Raw genomic sequence first — 25,069 nt, 5'->3', positions numbered from 1 at the left:
CGCGAGGGGAACACTCATGCTCAGTCTCGACAAGCCGCTTTCCGTCGACGGCATCGCCGTTTTCCGCGACCATGCCGATCCGGACCAGTTCTGGTACCTGCCCGGGCCGGTCAATCTGGCCCGGCGCGCCGACAGCAACCGGGCCGCGTTCAGTTTCATCAAGTACAAGCCGGCGGTGGCCGGCGCGGGCGTCAAGGGCGGCGGCTTCGCCATGTTCGAGACGACGCTGAAACTGCCGGACAGCCTGGCCAGCAGGATCCGCAGCACGGTGCTGAGCGAGCCCGGCGTGACCCAGCCGCGCCTGTCGCCGGTGATCTTCGAATCCGGCACGGTGCAGTGCATCGCCCTCAACATCCAGGGCTCGGGCGGCGCCGTCGCCGTCGAACCGCCGCCGGGCGCGTTCAACGCGGTGCAGACCATCCTGGGCGCGACGACGCCGTCCATGGACGCGGAAAACCGCGCCGCGTTCAGCCTGACCCTCTCGCAGGAAGGCGCGACCATCCTCGAGCAGGCGTTCGAAAAGGGGCTCGCGCCCATCGGCGTGCTCTACAGCTTCGTCTATAGCGGCATGCGCCCGGCGCTCGAGGTGGAGATCACCGCCGATCTGGAGATGATCTTCAACCATTTCAGCGCCAGCCTGGAAGCCCAGTACCAGTGGATCCGCGCCGGCATCGACGCCGCGTTCGAAAGCCTGAAGCAGACCGGGGCGATCAAGATCAAAATCCTCAACTTCACCGGCGATGCCGACGAGAAGGAACAGGAGGACTGGGCGCTGGCCTTCTTCAAGGACGAGCTGCTGTCCAAATGGTTCGAGCCGACCTTCACGCCCGGTCAGCTTGCCTCGCCCACGGCGCAGGCCGACCCGCTCGCCGAGGTCGCCAAGTTCACCCGCGAGGCGCTGCGCGGCGAGACACCGGCGCCGGACACCAAAGCCGGCGGCGATACGAAAGCCGGCGGCGACACCAAAACGGGCGGCGACACCAAGACTGGTGATACCAAGACCGGAGGAGACACCAAGGCTGGCGGTGATACCAAGGCCAGCGGTGATACCAAGGCCAGCGGCGAGACCAAGGTCGGTGGAGACACCAAGGCCACGGGTGACACCAAGGCCGGCGGCACGGGCGACACCAAGGCGACGGCGGCGACGGGCGAGGCGGCGACACGGCAGGTCATCCAGCAGCCGGCGGTGCTGACGCCGACCAGCATGACGCCGACGCCTCTGCCGGCCGGACGGGGCGTCGTTCACGTGCCCGCCGCGAACGGGACGCGCGAGACCATCACGGTCACCGGCGCGGGCGCGGTGGTCAAGGCGGGCGGCGCGGCCCAGACCCTGAACCCGCAGGGACAGTTCACCATCGACGTGCCGCCGGAAGGCTCGGTGCCGATCGAGGTCGACTGGCCGGCCGCGACCCAGGAAGAGACGTTTCACCTGTTCTTCGACTTCGACAAGCCGGACATGGCGGGCTGGAGCACCAATCCGCCCAGCGCCCAGTACCGCGCCTATGTGGAGAACTCGACCACCGATCAGCGCTACCAGAGCGCCAGCGGCATCGCCCAGGGCGACGGTGCGACCTGGAGCGGCGCCGAGCGGGGCCGGGATAGGCTCAACCGCTGGCTGTCCACGCTTGCCGCGCCGCGCACGGTCGAACTGGACGCCCATGCCAGCTATGAGACCGCCGCCCAGCCCGGCAGTGGCCAGACGCCGCTGACCGGCGACCAGCAGCGCGAGCACAACATGCGCCTGTCCATGCGGCGCTCGGACGTGGCCGTGGCGCTGGTCGCCCGCGCGGGCGCATCCCTCTCCACGCCGGCGCGCTCACATGGCGACGTGGACGCGCGCGGCACCGCCGGCAATCCCAACACGGGCGACCCCAACGACCGGGTGGTGAAGATCAAGGGGCGCGTCGCGGGCGGCCAGACCTCGGCCTTCCGGGGCACGCTGGCGCGCGGAAAATCCACCGTCATCGAGCCGCCCAAGATCGATCCCGTGCCGCCGAAGAAGGAAGACAAGAAGGAGACGCCGCCCGCCGCGCCCAGCAGCATGCCCGGCGTGGTCAGCCTGAAGCTCAAGTTCATCCGCCAGGAAGAGCGCAAGAAGATGACCTTCCGCTACAACCGGTCGGAGGCGGTGCGCCGCGTCTACGCGCCGCAGGGCTTCTTCGGGCTGATGCTGGGCGATCTCGACGACAAGGACAGCTATTTCACCGAGGTCGATCTGGACGATCCGTTCTTCCGCGAGTTCAGGGTGATGGCGGAAGCGCCCATCGATTTCGACAAGATCGGCCTGTTGTCGGCGCAGGTGGCGCTGGACTATGGCGATCCCGCCAACGCGCGCGACCACAAGCACGGGGACTTCGTGTTCCGGCCAGACGACAAGGGACCCAAGGAGTTCGCGGTGTTCCTGAACTCCACACATGACGTGGATTATGCGCAGCAGCAGCAGTTCCATTTCAGCCCGGATTCGGGCTGGGACGCGGAGGATTTCAGCATCGAGGTGCCGGCCGCCCGGACCGAGGATCGCACCCTGTTCGTCAATCCCTACGACGTGCTCGACTTCCTCGAAATCGCCGTCGCGCCGGGCGACATCGACGCTGGGGTGGTGAACTCGACCGAGGTTACCTTGGCCGCGGCGGGGCCGGGCGCGTTCGCGCGCCGCAAGGTGTTCGTGGTGCTGCCGGACTCGCCACCCCAGCTCTGGCGCCTGCGCGCGCCCAAGCCGGTGGCGCCCGAGACGCGGCAGATCACCGCGGCGCTCAGGCATCATCTGAAGGACGGGACCGTCCGCGAAGTGCCGGCCGCGCCGCTGGAGGCCTCGACCCTGATCGTCCACGATCCGTTCGATCAGGCGCTGAACATCGAATTCGTGCCGCTGTTCGACGCGGCCGCCGTCCGCCAGATGTTCATCGACGTCGAATACAACGATCCGGCGAACAGCTACAGCCGGGCCGAGCGGATCGATATCCGGGGCGATCAGGCGGACAATATCCGCCTGCGGCTCGCCCTGCTCGACCCGCTCCAGCGACAATTTCGCTATCGCTTCACCGTGGTGGGAACCAATGGCGATTTCCGGCGTCTAGCTTGGGAGACTTCAGAAGAAGAAGTGGTGCCCATACAGGTATGACGTTCGCAGATCGCATTGCGCCGGAAGCGGCGCCCCTCGACGCGGTTCTTGGCCGGCTCCGTCCCGTTGCGCCTCTCGCCGTGCGGCGGGCAGGCCGGGCGCTGGGAGCGACGCTGGCGGCAACGCGGCGCTCGCGCTGGCCTGAAGTGGCGTGGAAGGCCAGCAGCCTCACCAATACGGGCTATCCCGTGGAAATGTCCTGGTCGTCGCGCGACGCGTCGGTCCGCTGGACCGCCGAGGCGGCGGGCCCGGAGACGCCTGAGCCGGAACGGCTGGGTTCGGCCCAGCGCGTCCTGCACCATCTGGGCGCCGATACGGACGTGCCGCCATGGTTGATGCCCCATGCTGGACGCGGCTTGCGCTTTGGTGCCTGGGTCAGTGGGCGGCACGATGGCGAACGGGACCGCTACAAGCTCTATGTCGACATGGCCGATGCCGAGCTGCCGGGCGAGTTGCTGCGGCCCTCGATCCAACGCTCCATCCCGTCGCGCATGGTCTGGCGCATGGCGGGCGTCGATGCCGGCGCCGGGACCGTCGAGCTCTATGGCCGGCTGCAGAAGCCGGAAATATGGGAAATCGAACGCCTGCTGGTGCGATGCGGCCTGGACGCGTCGGCGGTCATCGACGTGGCATCCCATCTCACCGGGCGAAATTGCGACGATTATCTGCTTCCGGGTACCGCCGGCCTCAGCCTCGCGACCCATGACGGGCGCCTCGTGGCCGCCGGCTTCTTCGTCCATGCCGGGCCGCTCCTCGGCGGCGACACCGCGGTGACATCCAAGGTGCGCGAACTGGCGGTCCGCTATGGCTGGGACACGACCATCTACGAAGCGCTCCTCGGCACGGCCGGGTCGGACCGGCCCGGGCGCCACGGCATGATCGGTTTCGGCGTGGCGGGAGATGGCCGGCCATGGATGCAGGTCGGCCTGCGCCCCTGAGCCTGCGGCCCGGCGCCGACGGCTGCTTTTCCAGCCGGGTCACCGGCGGCGGGGTCGATCTCGACGATCGCAACGGGTTCGCGACGGCGCTCGTCCTGCGCACCCTCGGCCCAACCGCGCCCGCGATTCTCGGCCCTTGGCACGAGGCCGCGTTGGACGCCCTTGAAGCGTGCCGCGATCCGCTCACCGGAGGATTTCGGTTCTGGCCGAACGGGCGCCGCCCGGCCTGGGCGCCGAACCTGCCCTGCGACGCCGATGACACCGCCCTGATGGCCGTGGCCCTGTGGCGCGGCGGCCGCATGGATCTCGATCAGCTTCGAGGGCTCGCTTGTCGCACCGTTGTGTGTCACCGGCTGCAATCGAGCGTGCAGCCGGGGCCGTCCTGGCCGCGCATCGGCGCGTTCAAGACCTGGCTGCGCGGCGGCGCCGAACCGGCGATGATGGACTGCACGGTCAATGCCAACGTGTTGATGATGTTGGCGGTAGCCGGGCTGCCCTCCGTGCCCGGCTATGCGCAGGCCTGCGCCATGATCGCCGACGGCGTCGCCTGGGCCGCGGACGATGCCGGGCGCGCCGCCAGCCTGTCGCCCTTCTATCCGGAGGCGGGCGAGCTGGTCATGGCGGTCGAGGCGGCGGTCGCGGCGGGTGTGTCCGAACTGGCGCCGATGCGCGCCTTGATGGATCGGTCGCCGCTCTGGCGTCGCCTGCGTCAGGCGTCATGCGGCGACGCGCCTGTCATCTGCGGCAGCCCTTACGGGCTCATGCGCTGGACCAGTTCCGCCGTCGGGCAGGCGCGCCGGCTCGTCAGCGGCAGATCCGCGCCCGGCCCAGATCCAGATGGAAATGGTCGGCATGCGCCTGATTGTACTCCGGCCCCAGCACCGTGTTGAAGAACCGGCAGGCCTCGTCCCGGGCCGCCAGCAGGAAACGGCCCTTGTCGCCGCCATCGCCCCAATCACGCAGGACAGACACCGTCGTGCCGTCTGCCAGGGTAAAGCCCGCCAGATCGATGGCGTTGGCCGTGGCATGCTGGCTGCGCCGTTGCCCGCCGCCGATATTGCGGCAGGAATAGGTGCCCAGATGCCGTATCCGGGTGATCTTGCTGCCCAGATGTTCCACTGCCAGCGCGTCCAGCCGGCGCTCGTACCAGTACAGCGCCGCGGTGATGCCGCAGGTGGTGCGGAAGCCGCTGCTATAGGCGATCTGCGACCGCAGGATTTCCGCGCCCGCTTCCAGGCCGCAGCCGTCGACGATGGGCCGGTCGTCCAGCCGCCGGTATTCGATGCTGGAGTTGTCCAGAGCGCCGTAGCAGGCCGCCGGGTCGGATGTGAGGCTGTTGATCTGCATGCGGGCGAACCAGGCCGGCTCCTCGTCCAGTTCCACGGCGCCCCACGGGGCCCAGTTGGGCGGGATCTTGACCAGCGAGAAATGGATGGCCGCCCACGAAGCCGTTCCGATCAGCACAAGGGCCAGAAACATCCATTTCATGCGGTCATATCCTCCCTGCCATGTGATTGCCCCTAGGGAACAATGTCGCGCCGTATTTTGTTCACGGACTATCGATCAATCGCCAGGAGGCAACCATGGACATCGTCCGGATCATCATCGCCATTATATTGCCGCCTCTGGGCGTGTTTCTGCAGGTCGGGTTCGGCGGTGCCTTCTGGCTGAACATTCTGCTGACCTTGCTGGGCTATATTCCCGGCATCATTCACGCGGTCTGGATCATCGCGAGCCGCGACTGAGCGCGCGCCATGTTTTCAGGAACCTTCCGGCAGCCTTGAAGTTAGCGGAACGGTGGCTTGGGGCTCCCCGAAATTCTGAAGGAGCATGTCATGACCGACATCGCCGGTACGAAAATCCTGATCATGGCCACCGACGGCTTCGAGCGTTCCGAGTTGCTGGAGCCGCGTCAGGAACTCAAGCACGCGGGTGCGACCGTTCACGTGGCCTCGCCCAAATCAGGCAAGATCAAGAGCTGGAAAGACGGCGACTGGAGCGACACGGTTCCGGTCGATCTGTCGCTGGATGAGGTGAAGGTGGCCGATTATGCCGCGCTCGTCCTGCCAGGCGGCGTGATCAATCCCGACCAGTTGCGCACCGACGAGAAAGCGGTGGGACTGGTGCAGCAGTTCGTCGCCGCGGGCAAGACCGTCGCGGCCATCTGTCACGGCCCGTGGATGCTGGCCGAGGCCGGTGTCATCCAGGGACGCGCGGTGACGTCGTACGGATCGATCCGCACCGATGTGGAGAACGCGGGCGGCGTCTGGGAAGACTCGGAAGTGGTCGTCGACAACGGCCTGATTACCAGCCGTTCCCCGGACGATCTCCCGGCATTCATCGCCAAGATCGTCGAGGAAGTGGGCGAGGGCAAGCACGCCCGCCGCTAGGAACCTTTGCCCAGTTCGCTCGTAATTCCCCAGGAGCGAGCCAGCACGGCTGGACGCGCTCCATCATTTAACCCGGGCGCATCCTGGCGGATAGCGCCTCTACTCTTGGGCTCCTCGGATGAACGACGTTTCGTCAATCCTCACCAGGGAACAGGTCATGCAGATTCGCGTCGGCTATGAGCTGATCTATCATTGCGTTCAGCCGACGCCGATGATTTTGACCCTCAACATCCATTCCTCCCGCTCGGGGGACATTATCACGCCTGATCGTTTGGCCACGGATCCGGCGGTGCCGCTGCAGGCCTACCGGGACGCGTTCGGCAATTGGTGCACGCGCCTCGTCGCCCCGCCTGGACCGATCCGAATCTATGCCGATGCACTGGTCAAGGACACCGGGCTCCCGGATATCGTCGCGCCGGGCACGCCCCAGACGCCGGTCGAGCAATTGCCCGACGATGCGCTGATGTTCCTGCTCGGCAGCCGTTACTGCGAAACCGACCGTCTCGCCGGGTTCGCCTGGGCGCGCTTCGGTCATGTGGAGGGCGGCTGGGAAAAGGTCCAGGCGGTGGTGGATTTCGTCCATAACCACCTGCGATTCAGCTATCCCGAGGCCCGGCCCACTCGGACCGCGCTCGACGCCTTTACCGAAGGCAAGGCCGTGTGCCGCGACTTCGCCCATCTGGCGATCACGCTGTGCCGCTGCCTGAACATCCCGGCGCGCTATTGCACGGGATATCTCGGCGACATCGGCGTGCCGCCGGTGCCAGACCCCATGGATTTCTCGGCGTGGTTCGAGGTCTATCTGGACGGAAAGTGGTACACGTTCGATGCCCGTCACAATACGCCGCGGATCGGGCGCATCCTGATCGCCCGGGGCCGCGACGCGTCCGACGTGGCGATCAGCAGCTCCTTCGGCCCGACCGAGCTGCTGCAGTTCAAGGTGTGGACCGACGAGGTTCCCACGGACTGAGCCGGGGTGACAGCGCGCCGCCGATGAACGAAGATGGACCTGCCGCCACTCGTCGCGGCGGGTCATGGGCGAAAAATCGATGGTGACGCGCAACTGGGTATACGGCTTGGCGGTGGCTTGGCTCGTGGTGACCGCCGTCGCTTATTACATGCTCGCGACCGTCGTGTCCGACGGCACCGGCTTCACCAGCGGCGTGACCCGCGTGCAGGCCATGTTGGGCTGGCAGCTCATCGCGTTCGTGCCGGCGCTGGCGGGTTTCGTCGCGCTGATGCAGGCGGCCAAGCCCCATGAATCGCTGTTGCGCCTGGCGGGATATGGCCCCATCGCGCTGATGCTGGTCCAGGCCGTGGTCGTGGGCGGTTATCTCCTGTCAACCGGCGGCGCCGCGCCCGCGCTCTGAGTAAGCCGGATGGCGTCCGCCTCGATGGACCGGTAGGCGGCGGCCAGCTTTTCGGCCCATTGCCATGCGGTCTCCGGCGTGCGGATACCGTCCTGACGCGTTTCCACCAGCACGTGGGGAATGCCGCGGCGCTCGCCATGGACCGGAATGGAATAGTCGCTGTCCGCCGTGACCGAATAGGGCTGGTTGTCGCCGACGATGGTGCCGTCGGCGCGCAATGCCGGGATCAGCAGCCGCGCGAGCCTATCATCTCTTCCGTAGGCGATGGCAATCCGCCACGGCCTCGGCTCGCCGTCGCCGATGTCGGGCGTGAAGCTGTGGATCGACAGCAGCGTGGTCGGCCGGTCCGCGCGCGCCGCGAGCAGTGTCTCGACGGCCTCGTGATAGGGCTCGAACAATTGCGATAGCCGCGCCGCGCTGTCTTCGTCTGTGATCGCGGTATTGCCCGGCACGGGCACGCCCGCGCTTTGGGACGCCATCAGTTGCGGGTTGGTCCGGGGGCGGTTGCAGTCGATGACCAGCCGCGAGTAGCCACTCAGCACCAATGGTGCGTCGAGGAGGACGGATAGCCGCCGGGCCATCTCCGCCGCGCCGGGATCCCAGGCGATGTGATCGGCTCGCTGGGCTTCGGTCAGCCCGAGCGAGCCGAGACGGGCGGGAACGCGGTTCGAGGCGTGATCGCAGATCAGGAAGGCGCTGCTCGACCCCGCCGGGTTGACGATCTCGAAGGCCGGCGGTTCGCCGGGCGCCAGCAGGCTGAATGTCGAAGTATCGGTCACGCGCCGCCTCTTGTAAGGATTGTGGCCGGATTGTTTATGCCCGATAAATAGATAGACCCATTCGCCCCTGGAAGGAAACGCGGTGACCATCGAAAATGACGACGATCTGGAAAAGCTGAAGGAGATCGGCGCCATCGTCGCGCGGGTGCTGCAGGCCATGGGCGGCGCGCTGCGTCCCGGGATCAGCACCGCGGAGCTGGACGCCATGGGCCGCCGCATGCTCGACGAGGCTGGCGCGGTGTCCGCCCCGGAGATGATCTATGCCTTTCCCGGCGCGACCTGCATCAGCGTCAACGAGGAGATCGCGCACGGAATCCCGGGCGACCGGGTGATCCGCGACGGCGATCTGGTGAACATCGATGTGTCGGCGGAAAAAGACGGCTATTTCGCCGACACCGGCGCGTCCTTTCCGGTGGGCGACGTGCCGCCGCGCATCCACCGGCTGTGCCGCGACGGCAAGCGCGCCTTGTGGACCGGCATCCGGCAGGTGAAGTCGGACCGGCCGCTGGCGGATATCGGCCACGCCATCGGTGCCTTCGCCCAGAAGAACCGCTACACGCTGGTGCGCAACCTGGCCAGCCACGGCGTCGGCCGGTCGCTGCACGAAGACCCGTCGCATATTCCCACCTGGCCCGACCGTTCCGAACGGCGCCGCATCCATGACGGGCTGGTCTTTACCATCGAGCCGTTCCTGTCGCTGGGCGCGGACTGGGCGGTGGATTCCGCGCACGATAAATGGACTCTGCTCAGCCAGCCGGCGGCGCCGACCGTCCAGTACGAGCACACCATGGTGGCGACGCCGCGCGGCGCCGTGGTGGTGACCCAGCTGGCGTAGACCGCCTCTGCGAAAATTCCGCTTTATCTCTGGCGCGCGCCGGATACCTTTGCGCCAACTGTATGAATCGCCTGAGGGGGTCGATGATGGAACGCAACCTGGAACGCATCATGTTCGCCAGCCGCTGGCTCATGGCGCCTTTCTATTTCGGGCTGATCATCGCTCTCGCGCTGCTGCTGGTGAAATTCGTCCAGGAACTGTTCCACATCATCCCGATCATTTTCACCCTGACGGAATCGGAAACCATTCTCGGCATCCTGTCGCTGATCGACCTGTCGCTGGCCGGCGCGCTGATGCTGATCGTGATCTTTTCGGGTTACGAGAACTTCGTCTCCAAGATCCATGTGGACAATCACGAGGACAAGCCCGACTGGATGGGCAAGGTCGATTTCAGCGGGTTGAAGCTGAAGCTGATCGCCTCCATCGTCGCCATCTCCGGCATCCAGCTGCTCAAGCAGTTCATGGACATCGACAACGTGCCCAAGGAAAACCTGATGTGGCTGGTGATCGTCCATCTGGCCTTCGTGGTCTCGGGCGTGCTGCTGGCGCTGATGGACTACATGACGGCCAAGGCGCACAGACTCTACGGCCAGCACTAGGCGGGGCCAACACCGGGCAGGCGGCGGCGCCCTTCTTCTTGTGGAAGCCGCCCCGTGCCTGTATGACGGAAATCACCGGGGCAGGGAAACCGCCGTGACAGGCGCAGATATGGCGTCCGGACGGGGGAAGAAGGCGTAAGACGCGCCGCGCGGGAACGTGGTCCGGTATTCGTATCGTCCACTTACGCAGGATCCCCGATGTCGACTTCAGCGGACTCCCTCGGCAAGCGCAACCGGCTGGTCATCACCGCCTCTACCCTGGGCACGGTCTTCGAGTGGTACGATTTCTTCATCTACGGCACGCTGGCGGCCCTGCTGGCGCAGCACTTCTTCCCTGGTGACAGCGGCACCGCGGCCTTCCTCAAATCACTGGCCGTTTTCGGCGCCGGCTTTCTGGTGCGGCCTCTGGGCGGCATCGTGTTCGGTCATCTGGGCGATCTGATCGGCCGCAAATATACCTTCCTCGTCACCATCACCATGATGGGGTTCGCCACCTTCGCCATCGCGCTCATTCCGGACTACGCCACCATCGGCATCTGGGCGCCGATCCTGCTGGTCGCCATGCGCCTGATGCAGGGGCTGGCGCTGGGCGGCGAATATGGCGGCGCGGCCATCTATGTCGCCGAACACGCGCCGCCGGGCAAGCGCGGCTTCTACACCAGCTTCATCCAGATGTCGGCGGGCGCCGGGTTCCTGCTGTCCATCGTGGTCGTCCTGTCGGTCAAGGCCGCGATGTCGCCGGAAGAGTTCATCGACTGGGGCTGGCGCGTGCCGTTCGCCTTCTCGCTGGTGATCCTCGCGATCTCGCTCTACATCCGCCTGAAGCTGTCGGAAAGCCCGGTCTATGCCGAGATGAAGGCGCAGGGCAAGACCTCCAAGAGCCCGCTGAAGGAAGCCTTCTCGACCTGGCCGCGCGCCCGCCTCGTGCTGATCGCCCTGTTCGGCGTCGCCGCGGGCCATACGGTCATCTGGTACACGGCCCAGTTCTCGGTGCTCTATTTCCTGCGCGACACCATGCGGCTCGATGCCAGCCACGCCGAGATGATCATGGCCGCCTCTGTCGCCCTGGGCATGCCGCTGATGATCCTGATGGGCTGGGTGTCCGACAAGGTCGGCCGCAAGAAGGTGCTGCTCGCCGGTTACGGCATGGCCGCCCTGCTGGTCTTCCCGTTGTTCCATCTGCTCGCGGGCGCGGCCAATCCGGCCCTGTCGGAAGCGATGGAGCGGGCGCCGGTCACCGTCGCGGCCACGGACTGTCCGTTCAATGCCTTCGCCGAGAAGCAGACAGCGGACTGCGCGCGCGCCATGGCGTTCCTCGCCAAGCGCGGCGTCAGCTACGAAAAGGCGCCCGGCGACGCCGGCGCGGATGTCGTCATCTCCGTCGGTGGCGAGAGGGTGACAGGGTATGACGAGGCCGCGATCACGGCCGCGCTCGAGGCCGCCGGCTATCCGTCCACCGCCGAGGGCACCAACTACGTGCTGGTGATCGCCATCGTGCTGTGCCTGATCTTCCTGTCCGCGGTCGCCTATGGCCCGGTCGCGGCGATCATGACCGAGCTGTTCCCCGCCAAGGTGCGCTACACGTCGCTGTCGGTGCCGTACCATTTCGGCACGGGCTGGTTCGGCGGATTGCTGCCCTTCGTCTCCCAGTACATCATCGTCTCGACCGGCGATGTCTATGCCGGCCTCTGGTACATGACCAGCGTGGTCGTCATGGGCTTCCTGGTCGTGCTGTTCTTCCTGCCCGAGACCAAGGACCGCGATATCAGGGCGTAGCGGCGCCGAGAGGGCTGCGCCGCCAGCCATAGGCGTAATAGACGGCGATCCCGATGACGATCCAGACCGCGAAGCGGATCATGGTCAGCTCGGGAAGGCTGACGAACAACCAGGCGCAGCCGGCGATGGACAGGCCCGAGACCAGCAGCGCCGCCGGGCAGCGGAAGCCGCGCGGCCGGTCGGGCTGGGTGACGCGCAGCACGATCACGGCGCCCGAGACCACGGCGAAGGCCAGCAGCGTGCCCGCGTTGGACAACTCTGCGATCTCGTCGAGCGGGAAGATTCCGGCCAGCAGGGCGACGATGATGCCGGTCATGATCGTCACCACATGCGGCGTTCCCCGCGTCGCGTGCACCCGCGAGAACACCGGCGGCAGCAGTCCGTCGCGCGACATGGAAAAGAAAATCCGGCTCTGGCCGTAGAGCATCATCAGGATGACCGTCGGCAGGGTGACGATGGCCGCGCCCGCGACGATGTCGCCGACCAGCTTGTGATCCAGCGCGCGCAGGATATGGGCGAGCGGCTCCTCGCTGTGCTCGAAGCGCTCGAACGGCAGGGCGCCGATGGCGACGGCGGCGACCAGCATGTAGATGAGGGTGCAGATCGCCAAGGAGCCGATCACGCCCAGCGGCAGGGTGCGCTGGGGATCGCGCGTCTCCTCGGCGGCGGTCGACACGGCGTCGAAACCCAGGAAGGCAAAGAAGATCAGCGCGGCGGCCGACATGACGCCGCCGAAGCCGAACGGCATGAAAGGCGTGTAGTTCGCGCCCTCGACGCTCGGTCCGGCGAAGACCACGAACAGGGTGAGCGCGCCCAGCTTGAGCGCCACGAGGATCGCGTTGACCCGGGCGCTCTCATGGGTGCCGATGACCAGCAGGGCCGTGGTGGCGAGCGCGATGGCGATGGCCGGCAGGTTGAGGATGCCGCCCTCGTTATATCCCACCGACAGGACATAGGGCAGCGCCAGGCCCTCGGCGGCCAGCCAGCCACTGACGTAACCCGACCAGCCCACGGCGACCGCGCTGGCGGCGATCGCATATTCCAGGATCAGGCACCAGCCGACGATCCAGGCCGCCAGCTCGCCCAGCGTCGCATAAGTATAGGTATAGGCGCTGCCGGAGACCGGGATCATGGAGGCCAGCTCGGCGAAGGCCAGCGCCGCCATGGCGCAGACGAACCCGGCGATGACGAAGGCCAGGATCAGGCCGGGGCCCGCCCGTTCGGCGCCCACGCCGGTCAGCACGAAGATGCCGGTGCCGACGATGGAGCCGACGCCGAGCAGCGTCAGGTGCACCGGCCCCAGCGTGCGGCGCAGGCCGCTGCCCGTGTCCGGTCCGGACAGGCTGCCGAAAGGTTTGATCCGCCAGCCCGCCATGTTCCCCTCCATTACCGCGGCTCGTCCACCAGACGGTACCCTACACCGAGCTCGGTCACGATCAGTTTCGGATCGGCCGGATCATCGCCCAGCTTCTGGCGCAGATGGCCGATATAGATGCGCAGGTAATGGGAATCGTTCAGATGCGCCGGCCCCCAGACCTGCTGCAGCAGATATTGATGGGTCAGGACTCGGCCGGCATTGACCACCAGCAGGCGCAGCAGCTCGAATTCCTTGCGGGTCAGTTTCACCGGCGCGCCGGACATGCTCACCTTGCGGGTCGCCAGGTCGATGCTCACCGGCCCGACGGTGAAGGGCGCCGACAGGCTGGAAGGCGCGTTGCGGGCGCGCAGGGTGGCGCGGATTCGCGCCATGAACTCGCCGATGCCGAACGGCTTGGTGACGTAGTCGTTCGCCCCCCGGTTCAGCGCCTCGATCTTGTCCCTCTCGCCCGCCCGTACCGACAGGACGATGATCGGCGTTTCCGAGCGGGCGCGGATCCGGCTCACCACGTCCTGGCCGTCCATGTCCGGCAATCCGAGATCGACCACGATCAGGTCGGGATGGGTGTCCAGATGCCGCGAGATTCCCTCGGCCGCGGTGCCCGCCTCGACCACGTCATAGCCGCCCGCCGCCAGGCTGATGCGCAGAAAGCGCCTGATCTGCGGTTCGTCGTCGATGACGAGGATGCGGGCGACCGGCGCGCTCATGCGGCATCCTCGGCGTCCGGCGCCAGCGGCCCCGTGCCCAGCGGCAGCCGCACCACGATGGCGGTGCCCAGACCGCCCGGTCCGGCCTCGGCGCGGATCTGGCCGCCATGGGCCTCGACGAAGCCCCGGCAAATGGCAAGACCCAGTCCGGTCCCGGCCGGCTGCCGGTCCCCGGCCCGGACCCGGAAGAACATGTCGAACACCGCTTCGCGGTGCTCGGGCGAAATGCCGGCGCCGGCGTCGATCACGCGGATGACGGCCTCGTTCGCCTCGCGGGCGGCGGTGATGCGGATCGGCGCGCCCGGCGGCGAATATTTGGCCGCGTTGTCCAGCAGGTTGGCGATCACCTGCTCGATCAGGACCCCGTCGGCCTGCAGCAGGCCGATGTCCTCGGCCACCTCCAGGGTCACCTCGTGCGCGCCCAGTTGCCGCGCGGTCTTCTCGCGCGCCCGGCCCAGTATTTCGCGCAGGTCCAGCCAGTCCAGCCGCAGGCCGACGGCACCATAACCCAGCCGGATCATGTCGAGCAGGTTCTGCACGAACCGGTTCAGGCGCTCCGCCTCCTCATGAATCGTGCTCATCAGTTCGCCCCGGAAGGCGGGCGTCAGCGTGTCGCCATATTCCTGCAGCGTCGTCACCGAGCCGATGATCGACACCAGCGGCGTGCGCAGATCGTGGGAAATGGACGACAGCAGCGCCTGGCGCAGCGCCTCCGTCTCGGTCAGCAGCCGCTGCTCCTCGATGTCGCTGGCCAGATTGGTGCGCTCCACCGCCAGTGCCGCCTGGTCGACCACCGCCAAGAGCAGACGCCGCTGTTCCGTGGTGAACTGCTTTTCGCTGCCGGGAAACGACACGCCGACCAGCCCGACGGTCCGGCTGTTCATGGTCATGGGCACGAACAGCCAGTCGGACCCGGGCAGCGTGTCCGACGACCAGCCCGCCGGCTTGCCATGCGCCCATGCCCATTCGGCGGCGGCCCAGTTGCCGGCGGTCAGGGTGTCTTCCGGCGGGAATCCGGCGGCGATTTCCAGCACCCCGCCGCGCGGCAGCAGGATCACCGACTGGCATTGCAGGGAATTGGCCACGTGAGAAACCACCGCCCAGGCCACGTCCTCCAGATTGGCGGCGCTCGCCACCCGGCGGCTGAACTCGTAGAGGTTCTCGGTGCGCCGTGCCGTCAGCCGCGTCGCCACCGCCTTGCCGCGCAGGCGCGCGGCCAGATTGCCCACCAGCGTCGCCACGATCAGGAAGAACACGATGGTCAGCGAATCTTCCGGCCGGTCGATGCTGAAGGTGTGAAACGGCGGCGTGAACAGGAAATTATAGGCCAGGAAGCTGAGGAAGCTGGCATAGATCGACGGCCACAGGCCCAGCCGGATCGCCGTCACCAGCACGCCGGTCAGGAACACCAGCGACAGGTTGGGCAGAGGCAGCACCGCATCGACGCCGAACGCGACCAGCGTGGACAGGGCGACGATCCCGCTAGCGTCGAGGAACGGCCGGAGCGCCATCTTGCGCTCGGTTGGCGGCAAAGGCGCCGCCGTCTCCACCGATCGCTCCTTCGACGCCGACACGATGGTCAGGTCGAAATCGACCGCGCGCCGGATCAGCGTGTCGGTCACCGAGGCGCGCACCAGCCGGCGCAGCCGGAACCGCCGCGGCCGGCCGATCACCAGGCGCATGGCGTTGCGCCGCGCCGCGTAATTCAGCAGCTCCTCGGCGATGTCGGCATCGGAGGGCAGCGAGACCGCCTCGGCGCCCAGTTGCTCGGCCAGAAGCATGTTGGCGACCAGCCGGTCCTTGGCGTCCTCGGGCAACAGGTCGTCGTGATGGGTCTCCACATGTACCGCCAGCCAGGGCGCCTTCTGGCGCTCGGCCATGCGCTTGGCCGTGCGGATCAGATTTTCCGAGCCGGGGCTTTCGTCGACGCAGACCATGATCCGCTCTTGCGTCGGCCACGGGCCCGGAATGGCGTGCGACGCCATGTAGGACAGCATCTGCCGGTCCACGCGCTCGGCGGCGGCGCGCAGGGCGAGCTCGCGCAGGGCGGTCAGGTTGCCGCGCGTGAAGAAATGGTTCACCGCGCGGTTGGCTTGGTCGCGCAGATAGACCTTGCCCTCGCGCAGCCGCTGGATCAGGTCGTCCGGCGGCAGGTCGATCAATTCGATCTCGTCCGCCAGCTCCAGCACCTTGTCGGGCAGGGTCTCGCGCACCCGGATGCGGGTGATGCGCGCGACCACGTCGTTCAGGCTCTCGAGGTGCTGGATGTTCAGCGTGGTGTGGACATCGATCCCGGCGGCCAGCAGTTCCTCGACATCCTGGAAGCGTTTGCCGTGGCGTCCGCCGGGAAGATTGGTGTGCGCCAGCTCGTCGACGAGCACCAGCTGCGGCTTGCGGGCGAGGATGGCGTCCAGATCCATCTCGCTCATGATCCGGCCGCGATACTCGACCGTCTTGCGGGGGATGATCTTCAGGCCGCGCGTCAGCGCCTCGGTCTCGGCGCGGCCGTGGCTCTCGACGACGCCGACCACCACGTCGATGCCTTCGGCCTGCTTGCGCTGGGCCGATTCCAGCATGGCGTAGGTCTTGCCGACGCCGGGCGCCGCGCCGAGGAAAATCTTCAGGCGCCCGCGGCCTTCCTGTGCCTGATGCAGCAGGACGTCGGGTGAGGGACGGTCCGGATCGGAAAGCCGCGTGTTCACGGGACGAGTGTAGCCGCCTGCAGGTCGAGTTGTCGATTGAGCCGCAGCACGTTCACGCGCGGCGCGCCGATGAATCCCGCCAGCGGCGGCTCGATCGCGCGCTCGACCAGTTTGGCGACGGCATCTTCGGAAAGGCCGCGCGCCGCCGCGACCCGGGCGATCTGCGCCCTTGCCGCCTCGGGTGAGAGGTGCGGGTCGAGGCCCGAGCCTGACGCCGTCACCAGATCGGCCGGGACGGCACCATCCGCGCCGTCCGCGCGTGCTTTCGCGACATCGGTGGCGATACGCTCCGCCAATACTTTCGATGTCGGGCCGAGGTTGGAGCCGGACGACGCCGCCGCGTCGTAGCCCGTGCCCGCCGCCGATGGCCGGCCGTGGAAGTAGCGCGCCTCGGTGAATGTCTGACCGATCAGGTCGGACCCGACGACGCGGCCCTCCTCCTCGATCAGGCTGCCATTGGCCTGCCAGGGCAGGACCGTCTGGCCGATGCCGAGGATCGCGAGCGGATAGGCGAGCCCCAGAAGAACGGTGAACAGCAACAGCAGGGCCAGCGCGGGACGCAGGGCGTGGCGAAGTTCCGAAAGCATGATGCCTCCTCAGGCGAGACCCAGGCCGCTGACGGCCAGGTCGATGAGCTTGATGCCGATGAAGGGCGAGATCAGGCCGCCCAGTCCATAGATCGCCAGATTGCGTGACAGCAGCTGGCCCGCGCCCGCCGGACGATAGCGCACGCCCTTCAGGGCCAGCGGCACCAGGGCCGGGATGATCAGGGCGTTGAAGATGATCGCCGACAGGATGGCGCTTTCCGGCGAGCTCAGCTGCATGACGTTGAGCGCGCCCAGCGACGGGTACAGCACGACGAACATGGCCGGCAGGATGGCGAAGTATTTGGCCACGTCGTTGGAGATGGAGAAGGTGGTCAGCGCGCCGCGCGTCATGAGCAGTTGCTTGCCCAGCCCGACGATCTCGATGAGCTTGGTCGGATCGCTGTCCAGATCGACCATGTTGCCGGCCTCGCGCGCCGCCTGCGTGCCGGTGTTCATGGCCACGCCCACATCGGCCTGCGCCAGCGCCGGCGCGTCATTGGTGCCGTCGCCGCACATGGCGACCAGCTTGCCGCCCTGCTGCTCCTTGCGGATGAAGGCCAGCTTGTCCTCCGGAGTGGCCTGGGCAAGGAAGTCGTCGACGCCGGCCTCGGCCGCGATGGACGCGGCGGTCAGCGGGTTGTCGCCGGTGATCATCACCGTGCGGATGCCCATGCGGCGCAACTCGGTGAAGCGCTCGCGCATGCCGTCCTTGATGATGTCCTTCAGATAGATGGCGCCGAGCAGGCGACCGCCGCGCACCACGGCCAGCGGCGTGCCGCCCGCGCGGGCGATCTCGTCCGTGATCCGCCGCAGTTCCTCGACGAGCGGCGACCCGCGCAGCTCGGGGACCGTATTCACCACCGCATCGACGGCGCCCTTGCGGATGAGAAGGCCGCCGGTCTCGATGCCGGACAGCCGGGTCTGGGCGGAGAAGGGGATGATGGTCGCGTCGGCCGGCATGGCCAGGTCGGCGATGCCGTGCGCCTCGCGCGCCAGCACCAGGATGGAGCGGCCTTCGGGTGTTTCGTCCGCCAGGCTGGCGAGGCAGGCGGCCTCGACCAGTTCCTGTAGGCCAACGCCGCTCAGCGGCTTGAAGGCGGCGGCTTGCCGGTCGCCGAGGGTGATGGTGCCGGTCTTGTCGAGCAGCAGCGTATCCACGTCGCCAGCGGCCTCGACCGCGCGGCCCGACTTGGCGAGCACGTTGACGCGCACCAGCCTGTTCATGCCGGCGATGCCGATGGCCGACAAGAGCGCCGCGATGGTGGTCGGAATCAGGGTCACCAGCAGCGCCGCCAGGATGGCGACCGGGATGACGCCGCCGGCATAGGCGGCGAAGGCCGGGACGGTCGCGACCGCGATCAGGAAGATGATGGTCAGGCCGACCAGCAGGATGGTCAGCGCCACCTCGTTGGGCGTCTTCTGCCGCTCCGCGCCTTCGATCAGGGCGATCATCCGGTCGATGAAGCCATGGCCCGGCCCGGCGGTGACGCGGACCTTGATATAGTCCGAGATCACCCGCGTGCCGGCGGTGACGGCCGAGCGGTCGCCGCCGGCCTCGCGGATCACGGGCGCGGATTCGCCGGTGATGGCGGATTCGTTGACGCTGGCGACGCCCTCGATTACCTCGCCATCGGCGGGGATCAGATCGAAGGTCTCGACCAGCACCAGATCGCCATGTTTCAGCTCATGGGCGGGCACTGTTTCAAACGCTTCGCCATCCGGCCCGAGCTTCTTGGCGGTCAACTCCGCCTTGGTGGCGCGCAGGGCGGCGGCCTGCGCCTTGCCGCGCCCTTCGGCCATGGCCTCGGCGAAGTTGCCGAACAGGACGGTAACCCAGAGCCAGAGCACGAGCTGAAGGTGAAAGCCGGTATCCTCGACCAGCGGCAGCAGCAGGGTGAGCAGCAGCGCGACGGCGGCGGTGGTGAACATGACCGGGTTGCGCACCAGCGTGCGCGGGTCCAGCTTGCGGAAGGAATCGCCGAGGGCCGGCCCGATCAGGTCGGCGCTGAACAGCGAGGGAGACGGTGTTTTCTGCGTCATGGTCCGTGCCTTCTAGAAAGTCTGGCCGCTGATCATCGCCATGTGATCGGCGCCCGGTCCCAGCGCCAGCGCCGGCAGGAATGTCAATCCGCCGACGATCAGCACCACGCCGGTCAGCAGGCCGACCCAGAGCGCGCCGGTGGTGGGGAACGACCCGGCGGTTTCGGGGATGTGGCGTTTGGCCGCCAGCGAGCCGGCGATGGCCAGCATGGGGATGATGATGAAGAACCGCCCCAGCCACATGCCCGCCGCCAGCAGCCCGTTGTAGAAGGGCGTATTGGCGCTCAGTCCGGCGAAGGCGCTGCCATTGTTGGCGGCCGCCGAGGTGAAGGCGTATAGAATCTCGCTGAAACCGTGCGGCCCCTTGTTCAGGGTCCCCGCCAGGCCGGCGTCGGTGACCGAGGCGATCCCGGTAAAGACGAGCATGACCAGCGGCAGAATGGCGATGGCGAGAACCGCCAGCTTGACCTCGCGGGCCTCGATCTTCTTGCCGACATATTCGGGGGAACGGCCGACCATCAGGCCCGCGACGAAGATCGCCAGGATGGCAAAGAGCAGCATGCCGTAGAGGCCGGCGCCGACGCCGCCGATGATGACCTCGCCCAGTTCCATGTTGAACAGGGGCACCGCGCCGCCGATGGCGGTGAAGCTGTCATGCATGGCATTGACCGCGCCGCACGAGGCCGCCGTGGTGATGACGGCAAACAGGGCGCTGGCGGCGATGCCGAAGCGCACTTCCTTGCCTTCCATGTTGCCGCCGCCCGCGGCGACGCCCAGGGCGTGATGGATCGGGTTGCCGGCGGCTTCCGCCGCGTAGGCGACGGCGACGCCGGCAAGGAACAGGATCAGCATGGCGCTGAGGATCGCCCAGCCTTGCCTTGTGTTGCCCACCGCGCGGCCGAACGTCCATGTGAGACCGGCGCCGATGGCGAAGATGGCCAGCATCTGGACCAGATTGGACAGGACGCTGGGATTTTCGAAGGGATGGGACGAATTGACGTTGAAGAAGCCACCGCCATTGGTCCCGAGGATCTTGATCGCCTCCTGGGACGCGACCGGCCCCAGCGCGATGGTCTGCTGGCCGCCTTCAAGGGTCGTGGCGACGACCGAGGCCTCCAGCGTCTGCGGCACGCCCATGGCCATGAAGGCGAGGGCGAGCACGACGCAGGCGGGCAGCAGCAGATAGAGGGTGACGCGGGTCAGATCGGCCCAGAAATTGCCGATGCCGGCGGCCTCTCGGCGGGCAAAACCCCGGATCAGGGCGAAGGCGAGCGATATGCCCGTCGCCGCCGACAGGAAGTTCTGGACGGTGAGCCCGACCACCTGGGTCAGGTGGCTCATGCTCGTCTCGCCCCCATAGGACTGCCAGTTGGTGTTGGTGACGAAACTCACGGCGGTATTGAGCGCCAGATGTTCGCTGACGGCGCCGAAGTCCTGCGGATTGAGCGGCAATGCGCCCTGCAGGCGCTGCAGCGTATAGAGCAGCGCGACTCCCAATGCGTTGAACAGCAGCATGGAGAGCGCATAGCGCCGCCAGCTCTGCTCGGCTGAGGGGTCGATGCCGGCCACCTTGTAGAAACCGCGTTCGATGGGGCCCAGCGCCAGGTGCAGCGGCGTCCGCCGACCGTCGTAGAGCGCGAAGAGCCAAGCGCCCACGGGCCGCGTCAGGGCCACCAGGATCAGGGTGAAGATGATGATGAGCAACCAGCCTTCAGCGTTCATCGAACACCTCTAGAATTTTTCCGGCCGCACCAGCACGGCGACCAGATAGATGAGCAGGCCCAGGGCGACCGCGCCGCCCAGCCAGAGATCGATTGTCATGACGAAATGTCCTTAAGCGCCATCGCACAGGCGGATGTAGATCAGGGCCGCCGCGAACAGTCCGGCGCCCAGCCCAAGCCACAGAAGATCTTGCATGGTCGTTCTCCTCCGGGAGCCGTGCCTTCAGGGGGCGCTCCGTTCAGGCTGACCATAGGCGCCCCCCGTGTAAAAATTCGATGCCGATCACGGTCGGGACTGGAAGCCGTGCTGGGGCGGGAAAATGGCGGGTCCTGGCGCGGATAAATTCGCCAAGCGCTGTGACGATCAACGCCGGGCCGCCTATTTAATGTTGAGCGGCCCTGCGCTTTCGCGGATACAGGTCGTTGAAGGGGGCCTGATCCGTGGCAGAGAAAAGTCGCCGTCCGGCGCTGGTGCGTACGCCAAGCCTGAATACCCGGGTGCTGTTGCTGACCGGGGCCATCTTCATCGTGACGGCGATGGCGGCCTTCCTGGCGTTTGATCGGCTGGTGAATACGGCGGTGGTGCGTCTCGGCACCCTGTTCGCCGAAAAGCAGGTCCAGTTCGACCGCTATCGCGGGCTGGAGACCCTCTTCCGGGAAGCGTCCCTTGCCCAGACATTAGCCAGATCGCCGGCCATTCTCGAATGGGCCATGGATGAGGACGAGCCTGACAAGCGTGCCCGCGGCCTCGCCGAACTGGAGCACTACCGTCTCGCGTTCAAGGACCGCAGCTATTTCTTCGTCATCGACAAGTCGGCCAACTACTATTTCAACGACCGCGATGACGCCTATGCCGGCCAACAACTGCGCTACACGCTGAGTCCCGACAATCCCCGCGATGGCTGGTACTACAAGACGATCCGGAGCGATGCGGTCTGCCAGCTGAATGTCGATCACGACGACAACATCCGGGTGACCAAGGTCTGGGTGAACTGTCCGGTCCGCGAAGGCGACCAGGTGCTGGGCATGATCGGCACCGGCATCGACCTCACCGATTTCATCCGCGAGGTGGTCGATTTCCCGCAGCGCGGCATCGACAGCGTGTTCGTCGACGCGAGCGGCGCCATCCAGGCCCACCGCGATCCGCGCATGGTCGACTTTCACAGCCTGACCAAGGACGCCAAGTCCAAGAAGACCATCTTCCGGCTGCTCGAACGAGAGCAGGACCGCAAGGCCCTGGCGGCGATGATGAAGCGGGTCGCGGCCGAAAAGAACCGGGTGGAATCGCGCTTCGTCGAGATGGAAGGGCATCAGGTGCTCGCCGGGGTCGGCTACCTCGACCAGATCGGCTGGTTCAACGTGACGCTGATGGATGTCGACCAGCTGATCGAGCGGCAATTGTTCAATCCCATCGGGGCGTTCCTCGCGGTTGTCCTCGCGGCGGCTACCCTGTTGGTGACGTTGCTGTTCCGCCATGTGGTGCTCAATCGCCTCGCCCGGCTGGAGGCGGCGGTGCATCAGGTCAAGCAGGGCGACTTCTCCACGCCCATCGACCCGGTGAATGATGAGATCGGCCGCCTATCGCGCTCGTTCAGCGAAATGGCGCGCGAAGTAGGCGACAACACCCGCCTGCTGGAGAGCCGGGTGCAGGAGCGAACCGAGAAGCTCGAGCGTCTCGCCTACATGGATCCGCTCACCGAAGTCTATAATCGGCGCGGTTTCGTCCAGGCCGTCGAGGGCGAGCGCAACCGCGCCGCTCGCCACGGCCACAGGGTAGGCCTGCTGCTGATCGACGTGGACATGTTCAAGAGCGTCAATGACGGCTATGGACATCACGGGGGCGATCAGGTGCTGGCAGAACTCGCGCGCCGCCTCCGGAACGACCTGCGCAGCTATGATATCGCGGCACGCTGGGGCGGTGACGAGTTCGTGGTTTTGATCTCCGAGTGCGGTCAGGAGACGCTGAGGGTGATCGCCCACAAGATCAGCGCCAGTTTCAGCGGTGCTCCGATCCTGCTGGAGGATGGGCGCGAGGTGGACGTGACCGCGAGCATCGGCGCCTGCCTCGCCGGTCCCGACGAGCCCGTCGACAGGATCATCGCGCGGGTCGACGCGGCGCTCTACGTGGCGAAGGGGGCTGGACGCGACCGCGTGATCGTCATGGAACCGGCCTAGCTCCGGCGCATGGGTCTACGGGCCGTGCCCCCGCGGGAACGCGCCCCTTGGCTCATCGCCCGATGTGGTAACGGAACCCGGCGGCGCCGGTCGGCGTTAACCTCTCTCTGTTCATAGCGGGAGGTGCTGATGAGTGTTCGGGTTCTGGTGCTCTATCACAGCATGTACGGCCACGTCGAAACCATGGCGAAGGCGGTCGCCGAAGGCGTGACCCACGCGGGCGGTACGCCGACCCTCGGCAGGGTGCCGGAGTTGATGCCCGAGGACGCGTTCCGCAAGGCGGGCGGGAAGACCGATCAGGTCGGCGAGATCATCGAGCCGGCGTCGCTGGCCGATTACGATGCCCTGATCATCGGCACGCCAACCCGCTATGGCAGCATGAGCGGCCAGATGCGCAACTTCCTCGACCAGACGGGCGGGCTTTGGCAGAAGGGCGCGCTCGTCGGCAAGGTCGGCAGCGCGTTCGCGTCGACCGCGACCCAGCATGGCGGGCAGGAGACGACACTGATCAACGTGCATGTCACCCTGCTGCATCTCGGCATGGTGGTCGTCGGTCTGCCCTACAGTTTCGCCGGCCAGACGACGCTGGAGGAAATCTCGGGGGGCTCCCCTTATGGCGCGACCACCATCGCGGGCTCGAAAGGAGAGCGCCAGCCAAGCCGGAACGAGCTAGAGGGCGCGCGCTTTCAGGGCCGGCATGTGACGGACATCGCGCGCCGGTTGTCGGCATAAGCCGCCATGAGCGACGCCGACGGTATCTTCGACCCGTTCGCAACGTATATTTCGATCTCCGAAATGGGGATCCGCATGACGCTGGCCCTCGTGCTCGGCGCCGCCATCGGCTTCGAGCGTGAATACCGCAACCGCCCGGCGGGGCTTCGCACCCATATGCTGGTTGCTCTCGCGGCGAGCACCTTCATGATCATCGCCCTGGAAGTGACCTACCGGACGCAGCATCTGGGAGAGAGTTCGCAGATCGACCTGTTACGCGTCATCGAGGCGGTCACGGCGGGTGTCGCCTTCCTCGCCGCCGGGACGATCATCATCTCAGGCAAGCGTGTTGCCGGTTTGACGACCGGCGCCACGCTATGGCTCACGGGCGCGGTCGGCTTGGCGTGTGGCCTCGGTTTCTACCCGGTCGCCGGGCTCGCCACTGGCGCGGCGCTGGTGATCCTCGTCCTCATCCGCGTCCTGGAGGGCATGATGCCCACTGACGCGACCCGGCCTCTCGATCATTCCAAACATCCGGCGCCCGTGCCGGATCCCCCCTCTGACCCCGAGGAACGCGCCGTTCGCGGTGTTTCCGAACCGACAAGGAGAGAGACATGAGCAAGCGTACATCATTCACGGCGCTCGCTGGCGCCATGGGCGTGGCGGTGGCCGTTGCGGCACCGTCCTGGGCGGCCGAGCCGAGCGCCGAGGCCAAGGCCGCGGCAGACAAGGCGCGCGCCGAGCAGGCGGCGCCCGCGCCACAGATGGCGAGCGCCCTGCTCAAGGATTCAAAGGGGCGGAACGTAGGGATCGTCGAGCTCAAGACAGCGCCCATGGGCCTCGCCCTGACGGCGCGCCTGACGGGCTTACCACCGGGGCCGCACGCCTTTCACATCCATGAGAAGGGCGTGTGCGAGGGCGATTTCTCGTCGGCCGGGGGGCATTTCAACCCCACCAAAGCCCAGCACGGCTTCATGAATCCCGACGGCTCTCATGTCGGCGACATGCCCAATCTGGTGGTGCCCTCCACCGGGGCACTGGATGTGGAGCTGTTCCTTGCCGGCGCGTCGCTCAAATCGTCGAGTCAGGTTAGCCTGAACGACGATGATGGTTCTGCCTTCGTGATCCATGCGGGCGCCGACGACTATGTCAGCGACCCTGCCGGCGATGCTGGCGGCCGCATTGCCTGCGGCGTGATCAACGTGAAGGCCGCCGAATAGCCGCCTGACCCGGCTGGGCG

At 66.9% G+C, this 25,069-nt stretch carries 23 protein-coding genes; 14 read left to right on the top strand and 9 right to left on the bottom strand.

Annotation, left to right across the window (positions count from 1 at the left end; all coding sequences use genetic code 11):
* Positions 1 to 16 precede the first annotated feature (16 nt).
* Genes WJU17_RS09810 through WJU17_RS09800 form a run of 3 tightly spaced genes read left to right on the top strand, consistent with a single transcriptional unit; the run spans position 17 to position 4,949 of the window.
* The gene (locus WJU17_RS09810; protein WP_346327143.1) at positions 17 to 3,121 is read left to right on the top strand and encodes a hypothetical protein; all 3,105 of its coding nucleotides are present in this window, start codon (positions 17 to 19) and stop codon (positions 3,119 to 3,121) included.
* Positions 3,118 to 4,059, top strand: coding sequence for a hypothetical protein (locus tag WJU17_RS09805; RefSeq protein ID WP_346327142.1), 942 nt, complete (start codon positions 3,118 to 3,120; stop codon positions 4,057 to 4,059). The genes WJU17_RS09810 and WJU17_RS09805 overlap by 4 nt, the downstream gene beginning before the upstream one ends.
* Complete coding sequence (locus WJU17_RS09800) at positions 4,032 to 4,949, top strand: hypothetical protein (protein WP_346327141.1); 918 nt, start codon at positions 4,032 to 4,034, stop codon at positions 4,947 to 4,949. The genes WJU17_RS09805 and WJU17_RS09800 overlap by 28 nt, the downstream gene beginning before the upstream one ends.
* Here the strand turns inward: WJU17_RS09800 and WJU17_RS09795 are convergent.
* The gene (locus tag WJU17_RS09795; protein ID WP_346327140.1) at positions 4,864 to 5,547 is read right to left on the bottom strand and encodes an extensin family protein; all 684 of its coding nucleotides are present in this window, start codon (positions 5,545 to 5,547) and stop codon (positions 4,864 to 4,866) included. The two genes, WJU17_RS09800 and WJU17_RS09795, sit on opposite strands and share 86 nt — an antisense overlap.
* 95 nt (positions 5,548 to 5,642) lie before the next feature.
* On the opposite strand from WJU17_RS09795, the gene WJU17_RS09790 reads away from it, so the two are divergent.
* The 4 genes from WJU17_RS09790 (at position 5,643) to WJU17_RS09775 (ending at position 7,819) form a co-directional block, all read left to right on the top strand.
* Complete coding sequence (locus tag WJU17_RS09790) at positions 5,643 to 5,804, top strand: YqaE/Pmp3 family membrane protein (protein WP_346327139.1); 162 nt, start codon at positions 5,643 to 5,645, stop codon at positions 5,802 to 5,804.
* Positions 5,805 to 5,894: 90 nt separating this feature from the next.
* On the top strand, positions 5,895 to 6,449 hold the full coding sequence (locus WJU17_RS09785; protein WP_346327138.1) for a type 1 glutamine amidotransferase domain-containing protein: 555 nt from the start codon (positions 5,895 to 5,897) through the stop codon (positions 6,447 to 6,449).
* A gap of 157 nt (positions 6,450 to 6,606) precedes the next feature.
* Positions 6,607 to 7,419 carry a transglutaminase family protein gene (locus WJU17_RS09780; RefSeq protein ID WP_346327137.1) on the top strand — a complete coding sequence of 271 codons (813 nt, stop codon included), beginning with the start codon at positions 6,607 to 6,609 and terminating at the stop codon, positions 7,417 to 7,419.
* Between the two features lie 64 nt (positions 7,420 to 7,483).
* Positions 7,484 to 7,819 (top strand): hypothetical protein, encoded by a 336-nt coding sequence (locus WJU17_RS09775; protein ID WP_346327136.1) that lies wholly within the window; start codon positions 7,484 to 7,486, stop codon positions 7,817 to 7,819.
* On the opposite strand, the gene WJU17_RS09770 is transcribed toward WJU17_RS09775, so the two are convergent.
* Entirely contained in the window at positions 7,780 to 8,598 is an 819-nt protein-coding gene (locus WJU17_RS09770) for an N-formylglutamate amidohydrolase (RefSeq protein WP_346327135.1), read from the bottom strand. The genes WJU17_RS09775 and WJU17_RS09770 overlap by 40 nt on opposite strands.
* An 82-nt stretch (positions 8,599 to 8,680) precedes the next feature.
* Here WJU17_RS09770 and map point away from each other — a divergent pair, with 82 nt between their 5' ends.
* The 3 genes from map (at position 8,681) to WJU17_RS09755 (ending at position 11,808) form a co-directional block, all read left to right on the top strand.
* The gene (gene map / locus WJU17_RS09765) at positions 8,681 to 9,433 is read left to right on the top strand and encodes a type I methionyl aminopeptidase (protein WP_346327134.1); all 753 of its coding nucleotides are present in this window, start codon (positions 8,681 to 8,683) and stop codon (positions 9,431 to 9,433) included.
* 83 nt (positions 9,434 to 9,516) lie between these two features.
* On the top strand, positions 9,517 to 10,032 hold the full coding sequence (locus WJU17_RS09760) for a TIGR00645 family protein (RefSeq protein ID WP_346327133.1): 516 nt from the start codon (positions 9,517 to 9,519) through the stop codon (positions 10,030 to 10,032).
* Between the two features lie 198 nt (positions 10,033 to 10,230).
* Positions 10,231 to 11,808, top strand: a complete 1,578-nt coding sequence (locus WJU17_RS09755; protein ID WP_346327132.1) for an MFS transporter — start codon at positions 10,231 to 10,233, stop codon at positions 11,806 to 11,808.
* On the opposite strand, the gene WJU17_RS09750 is transcribed toward WJU17_RS09755, so the two are convergent.
* Genes WJU17_RS09750 through kdpF form a run of 7 tightly spaced genes read right to left on the bottom strand, consistent with a single transcriptional unit; the run spans position 11,798 to position 21,043 of the window.
* Entirely contained in the window at positions 11,798 to 13,183 is a 1,386-nt protein-coding gene (locus tag WJU17_RS09750) for an amino acid permease (protein WP_346327131.1), read from the bottom strand. The two genes, WJU17_RS09755 and WJU17_RS09750, sit on opposite strands and share 11 nt — an antisense overlap.
* Before the next feature lie 11 nt (positions 13,184 to 13,194).
* Positions 13,195 to 13,893, bottom strand: coding sequence for a response regulator transcription factor (locus WJU17_RS09745; protein ID WP_346327130.1), 699 nt, complete (start codon positions 13,891 to 13,893; stop codon positions 13,195 to 13,197).
* Positions 13,890 to 16,595 (bottom strand): sensor histidine kinase KdpD, encoded by a 2,706-nt coding sequence (locus tag WJU17_RS09740; protein ID WP_346327129.1) that lies wholly within the window; start codon positions 16,593 to 16,595, stop codon positions 13,890 to 13,892. Before WJU17_RS09740 ends, WJU17_RS09745 begins: the two co-directional genes overlap by 4 nt.
* Positions 16,592 to 17,182: a potassium-transporting ATPase subunit KdpC gene (kdpC, locus tag WJU17_RS09735; RefSeq protein ID WP_346327128.1), complete on the bottom strand. Its 591-nt coding sequence runs from the start codon at positions 17,180 to 17,182 to the stop codon at positions 16,592 to 16,594. Before kdpC ends, WJU17_RS09740 begins: the two co-directional genes overlap by 4 nt.
* A 9-nt stretch (positions 17,183 to 17,191) precedes the next feature.
* Positions 17,192 to 19,222, bottom strand: a complete 2,031-nt coding sequence (kdpB, locus tag WJU17_RS09730) for a potassium-transporting ATPase subunit KdpB (protein ID WP_346327127.1) — start codon at positions 19,220 to 19,222, stop codon at positions 17,192 to 17,194.
* Between the two features lie 12 nt (positions 19,223 to 19,234).
* Positions 19,235 to 20,944 (bottom strand): potassium-transporting ATPase subunit KdpA, encoded by a 1,710-nt coding sequence (gene kdpA / locus WJU17_RS09725; RefSeq protein WP_346327126.1) that lies wholly within the window; start codon positions 20,942 to 20,944, stop codon positions 19,235 to 19,237.
* A gap of 9 nt (positions 20,945 to 20,953) precedes the next feature.
* Positions 20,954 to 21,043: a K(+)-transporting ATPase subunit F gene (gene kdpF, locus WJU17_RS09720; protein WP_346327125.1), complete on the bottom strand. Its 90-nt coding sequence runs from the start codon at positions 21,041 to 21,043 to the stop codon at positions 20,954 to 20,956.
* A gap of 341 nt (positions 21,044 to 21,384) precedes the next feature.
* Between kdpF and WJU17_RS09715 the strand changes: the two genes are divergently transcribed.
* The 4 genes from WJU17_RS09715 (at position 21,385) to WJU17_RS09700 (ending at position 25,049) form a co-directional block, all read left to right on the top strand.
* Complete coding sequence (locus WJU17_RS09715; protein WP_346327124.1) at positions 21,385 to 23,118, top strand: diguanylate cyclase; 1,734 nt, start codon at positions 21,385 to 21,387, stop codon at positions 23,116 to 23,118.
* Positions 23,119 to 23,247: 129 nt separating this feature from the next.
* Entirely contained in the window at positions 23,248 to 23,850 is a 603-nt protein-coding gene (gene wrbA, locus WJU17_RS09710) for an NAD(P)H:quinone oxidoreductase (protein WP_346327123.1), read from the top strand.
* 6 nt (positions 23,851 to 23,856) lie between these two features.
* On the top strand, positions 23,857 to 24,447 hold the full coding sequence (locus WJU17_RS09705) for an MgtC/SapB family protein (RefSeq protein ID WP_346327122.1): 591 nt from the start codon (positions 23,857 to 23,859) through the stop codon (positions 24,445 to 24,447).
* Complete coding sequence (locus WJU17_RS09700) at positions 24,444 to 25,049, top strand: superoxide dismutase family protein (protein WP_346327121.1); 606 nt, start codon at positions 24,444 to 24,446, stop codon at positions 25,047 to 25,049. Before WJU17_RS09705 ends, WJU17_RS09700 begins: the two co-directional genes overlap by 4 nt.
* Positions 25,050 to 25,069 lie beyond the last annotated feature (20 nt).

Source organism: Iodidimonas sp. SYSU 1G8, from assembly GCF_039655775.1.
Taxonomy (GTDB): domain Bacteria; phylum Pseudomonadota; class Alphaproteobacteria; order SMXS01; family SMXS01; genus RI-34.
Note: the sequence above shows the minus strand (reverse complement) of the source record. Positions and strands in the feature narration are given on the sequence as shown.